Source organism: Bradyrhizobium sp., from assembly GCF_049586575.1.
GTDB lineage: Bacteria > Pseudomonadota > Alphaproteobacteria > Rhizobiales > Xanthobacteraceae > Bradyrhizobium.
Window position 1 is genome coordinate 1 of sequence record NZ_JBAVCF010000582.1, and the last position, 4,464, is coordinate 4,464.

Here is a 4,464-nt window from a genome sequence, read left to right on the forward strand (position 1 = left end):
ATGCTGCTGCGCGCCTGCGCGGCGCTCGCCCTCCTGGCGCCGTCGATATGGTGGCAGCGCCATGAATTCCGGCGAATTGAGCGGCCCCGGCTGCAGTTTCTGCGCCTTGTATTGTCGACCTTCGAGATCGCCGCGTTCTTTCTTGCAACTGTCTATCTGCCGCTCGCTGACGTCGTCACCTATTATCTGGCGACGCCGATTTTCGTCACGGCGTTGTCGGCGATCTTTCTGCGCGAGCAGGTCGGCTGGCGACGCTGGAGCGCGATCCTGATTGGATTTGGCGGCGTGCTGATCGCGCTTCGGCCCTCGGCGCGAACCGTCAGCGGGCCTGCCGTGATCGCGCTGGCCGGCAGCCTGGCCTTTTCCTGCTCGCTGCTGACCACGCGCCTGTTGCGCGCCACGCCCGATATCGTGCTGGCCTCGGGACAGTTCGTGGCGGCGTGGTTGTTTGGTCTCGTGATCGCGCCGATCGGCTGGGTCACGCCGACATGGGCCAGCCTCGGCCTTTTCTTTGCCGCCGGCGCGATTTCGGTTTGCGCCCTCTTGTGCGTCAACCGTTCACTGAAGCTCGCGCCGGCCTCCACGATCGTGCCGTACCAATACACGATGATCCTCTGGGCGGTGATGTTCGGCTATCTAGTATTCGGCGATGTGCCATCGCCGCCGATGGCGCTCGGCGCCGCGATCATCATCGGCGCGGGGCTTTATATCTTCCTGCGCGAGCGGGAGCTGGGACGGGCCGAATCCGTGGTCAGCCCGCCCGTATAGGATTCAAACCGGATTATCAGGCGCGCCGCGTCGAATTGCCCCAGTTCTTCAGCGAAGCCCAGATGCTGCGCGTCAGGCGGAAACAATCGACAGGGGTCGATGATCCCAGCGACTCGAAGCGATGCAGCTCGACGCCGCTCCACTGGAAGCCGCATTTCTCCAGCACGTTACGGGAGGCCGGGTTAGCGACGCGGGCGCCGGAGCGCATGTGTGCGACGTCGAACTGCTCGAAGGTGAAATCGATCGTCGCGCGCGCGGCTTCGGTGGCCAGACCCTGGCCCCAATATTCGACGCCTAGCCAGTAACCGAGTTCCGGCATTTCCGGCTCGCGCCAGTCGACCCCCACCATGCCGATCGGCGTGTGATCCCTTTCGATCAGGAAAGCCGTCTCGCGGCTACCTGCGATGCCGCGCACGAATTCGACCGCGTCCCCTTGCGAATAGGGGTGCGGCAGGCGGCGGCTATTCTCGGCAATGCGGCGATCGTCGGCGAGACGCGCAATTGCGTTGACGTCCGCGAGCGTCGGCTTGCGCAGCGTCAGCCGTTCGGTCTCGAGGATGCAACGTCCTGCCTCGCGCAGCATTCGGGGCGGGATATCCTGCAGCATCTAAGGGCTCCTTGAGCTAAAAACTCTCGGGACTTGCCGCGCTCTTCCTGTTTGGAAGCCACGCAACAAAAAAGGGAGGCCGGTTTCCCGCCTCCCCTTGGAGCCTTCAAGCGCTCCGCCGGTTCAACAGGACCCGGCGGAATCTCGTTGTTCCACCGTTTACTCGGCCGCGGCTTCCGTCACCGGAATCACCGATACGAAAGTGCGACCATTGGCTTTCGCACGAAATTCGACACGGCCCTCTACCTTGGCGAAGAGAGTATGGTCGGTACCCATGCCGACATTAAGGCCGGGGTGCCAGGTGGTGCCGCGCTGACGCGCAATGATGTTGCCGGGAATCACATGTTCGCCGCCATAGGCCTTGATCCCAAGGCGCTTGCCCGCTGAATCACGGCCGTTACGTGATGAACCGCCTGCTTTTTTGTGAGCCATGGCCCGTCTCCAACCTCTAACTGATCTCTAGATCAATTCCTTGACGAATTCATTTCACTTTATGTCACGCTGATCTGAAGCGTGTCACTTCTTACTTTTGCCTTTCGCGGCGGCCTTCTTGGCCGGCGCCTTCTTGGCGGGCGCTTTTGCCGCAGCCTTTTTGGCGGCCGGCTTCTTCGGCGCTGCCTTCTTGGAGGCCTCCGGCGCCTCGTCGGCATCATCGGCGGGCTTCGCCACGACCTTCTCGCGCTTCGGGCGCGGTCCGATGGTCGGCTTGTTGTCGTTGGTCAGGATCTCGGTGATGCGAAGCACCGTGATCTCGTCGCGATAGCCGCGCTTGCGGCGCGAGTTCTTGCGCCGGCGCTTCTTGAACGCGATGACCTTCGGTCCGCGCTTGTGATCCAGCACTTCGGCCGCAACGGAAGCGCCGGCAACCGTGGGCGTACCAAGCATCGGAGACTCGCCGCCAACCAGCAACACTTCGCCAAGCTGCACGATCGTGCCGACTTCGCCGGCGATCTTGCCAATTTCGAGCACATCATCCGGAACGACGCGGTATTGCCGGCCGCCGGTTTTGATGACTGCGAACATCGTTTTATTCCTTCGTGTTCGATCCCGGCCTCGGACGGATCCGGGCCGGCTTTTTCTACAGTCGTTATGGGTTCAATTTCCGCGCGACCGGGCCAAAACCTTTAAATGTCGAGGCCCTGAAAGGAATCTGCGCAAAAACAAACAGCGCGAGAAACCTCCCGCGCCGGGTGCCGGACTTATAGCCGCTCAAGCCCCCAAGTCAAGGCAAAGTGGCCCGAAAACCGGTCGAAATAGCAGGATTCGAGGCCAAAAAGGACGACTTACCTGCCTGTGAAACCAACGGGTTCCCCGAAGGTTGTCCCCCCATTCTGGCACCCGGCGGGGAAAATAATGGCTGAGGATACACTGACCACCATCGGCATTGGCCGGCATGGCGCTTCCCGTCTGCCTTCGGTGGACGTCGATAGTTTCAATATCGAACTGAAGTATGACGACGGCTTCCTTGGCGACCGCGCCAGCAAGGGGGCTTTCCGCAAGATCCTGGACGGTCTGCGCAAGCCGCTGAAGAAAAATGGCGACGATCCACTCGGCGGGAAATCCGCCGAGAAATTCAGCAAAAGCGAGCTCGACGAGGCGCTCGTCGGCGACGATATCGGCGCCGCAGCGCTGGTTCATGGCGCGATAGAGGAATTCGCGCGCGAACTGGCCTATGTGACGTCGCGTTTTCTGAAGACCAAGGCGTGGGCCGATACCGAACGCATCGTTGTCGGCGGTGGCTTTCGGCAGAGCAGGGTCGGCGAATTGGCGATCGCGCGCACCGATATCCTGCTCAAGGCCGAGGGCTTCAAGGTCGATTTGTGGCCAATTCGTTTCGACCCCGACGAGGCCGGCCTGATCGGCTGCCTGCATCTGGCGCCGTCATGGATCTTCGAGGCCCATGACAGCATTCTCGCGGTCGACATCGGCGGCACCAATATCCGCTGCGGCCTGGTCGAAACGCGGTGGAAGAAAGCTCCCGACCTGTCAAAGGCCTCGGTTCGGCATTCGGAGCTCTGGCGCCATGCTGACGACGAGCCGACACGGGAAGGCGCCGTCAAACGGCTCGTCAAAATGCTCAAGGGCCTGATTGACGAGGCCGAGGGAGAAGGGCTCAAGCTCGCGCCCTTCATCGGGATATCGTGTCCAGGCGTGATCGAAGAGGATGGCTCGATTGCCAAGGGCGCGCAGAACCTGCCCGGCAATTGGGAGAGCAGCAAATTCAACCTGCCGGCGAGCCTGGTCGAGGCGATCCCGGAGATCGGCAATCATGATACCGCGCTGTTGATGCATAACGATGGGGTCGCGCAAGGGCTGTCGGAAGTCCCGTTCATGCAGAACGTCGAGCACTGGGGCGTTTTGACCATCGGCACGGGATTGGGCAATGCGCGCTTTACCAACCGCCGCAAGGACAAGGAAAAAGAAGAAAAGCGCGACGACGACAAGAAAGAGAAAAAGAACAAGGAATGAGAAGTGCGTTTCGCGCCGGTAACCTTGAGCGGTTAGGTTAAAATCGAGATCGCGTTGCCGCGCGCGAGCGGATCGCTACGGTCCCCTCGTCGCTCAGGCAGGCCCGCGAAGCCGCACTTCCAGGCCCGCAATTTCAATGACGCGACACGGGACCGCCGGTGTTTTCCGCGTCTGGCGGTCCCACCCCCTTTCGGGGCCGCGCGGTGGCTTACTCTGAAATTTTTAGGGCCCGCGCGCCTTGTCTGGCCAGCCTTCCTCGCCTAGAACTCGCTCGACCTCAGGGCGCTGATTTGTCCTGATTTGCGCCTGGAGAGGTGGCAGAGTGGTTGAATGCACCGCACTCGAAATGCGGCATAGGTGCAAGCCTATCGGGGGTTCGAATCCCTCCCTCTCCGCCAGAAGGTCGTTCCAGAAAGCTTCATTCAGCCCCAATTCCTGACACAAAGAGCTGCGATACCAGCAACTTGTGTGGATTTTGGCGTTCCATTCAATTCCATCTCGTCTCGCCAAATCTCACGCCCAAGTGTATGTAAAGGTGTATGTAGGGGATAGGCGAAGTCCTAGAACGAGATGGCGAGGGGCTACGGCAAACTGACCGCCAAGAAGGTCGAACATCTGAC

The 4,464-nt window shown here is 61.0% G+C and carries 5 protein-coding genes and 1 tRNA gene; 3 read left to right on the plus strand and 3 right to left on the minus strand.

Features of this window, described 5'->3' with window-relative positions; genetic code table 11:
* The coding region (locus tag WB528_RS21855) for a DMT family transporter (RefSeq protein WP_423890592.1) at nt 1-768 on the plus strand (768 nt) is incomplete at its 5' end.
* A 16-nt stretch (nt 769-784) separates the two neighbouring features.
* Here the strand turns inward: WB528_RS21855 and WB528_RS21860 are convergent.
* From WB528_RS21860 to rplU, 3 genes are all read right to left on the minus strand, one after another.
* Entirely contained in the window at nt 785-1,375 is a 591-nt protein-coding gene (locus tag WB528_RS21860; RefSeq protein ID WP_423890594.1) for a GNAT family N-acetyltransferase, read from the minus strand.
* 159 nt (nt 1,376-1,534) lie between these two features.
* Entirely contained in the window at nt 1,535-1,807 is a 273-nt protein-coding gene (gene rpmA / locus WB528_RS21865) for a 50S ribosomal protein L27 (RefSeq protein ID WP_423890596.1), read from the minus strand.
* Between the two features lie 84 nt (nt 1,808-1,891).
* Complete coding sequence (gene rplU, locus WB528_RS21870; RefSeq protein WP_423890598.1) at nt 1,892-2,398, minus strand: 50S ribosomal protein L21; 507 nt, start codon at nt 2,396-2,398, stop codon at nt 1,892-1,894.
* 330 nt (nt 2,399-2,728) lie between these two features.
* On the opposite strand from rplU, the gene WB528_RS21875 reads away from it, so the two are divergent.
* Complete coding sequence (locus tag WB528_RS21875) at nt 2,729-3,844, plus strand: ROK family protein (RefSeq protein WP_423890601.1); 1,116 nt, start codon at nt 2,729-2,731, stop codon at nt 3,842-3,844.
* A gap of 308 nt (nt 3,845-4,152) precedes the next feature.
* A tRNA-Ser gene (locus WB528_RS21880) sits at nt 4,153-4,242 on the plus strand.
* The last annotated feature ends 222 nt before the right edge of the window (nt 4,243-4,464 follow it).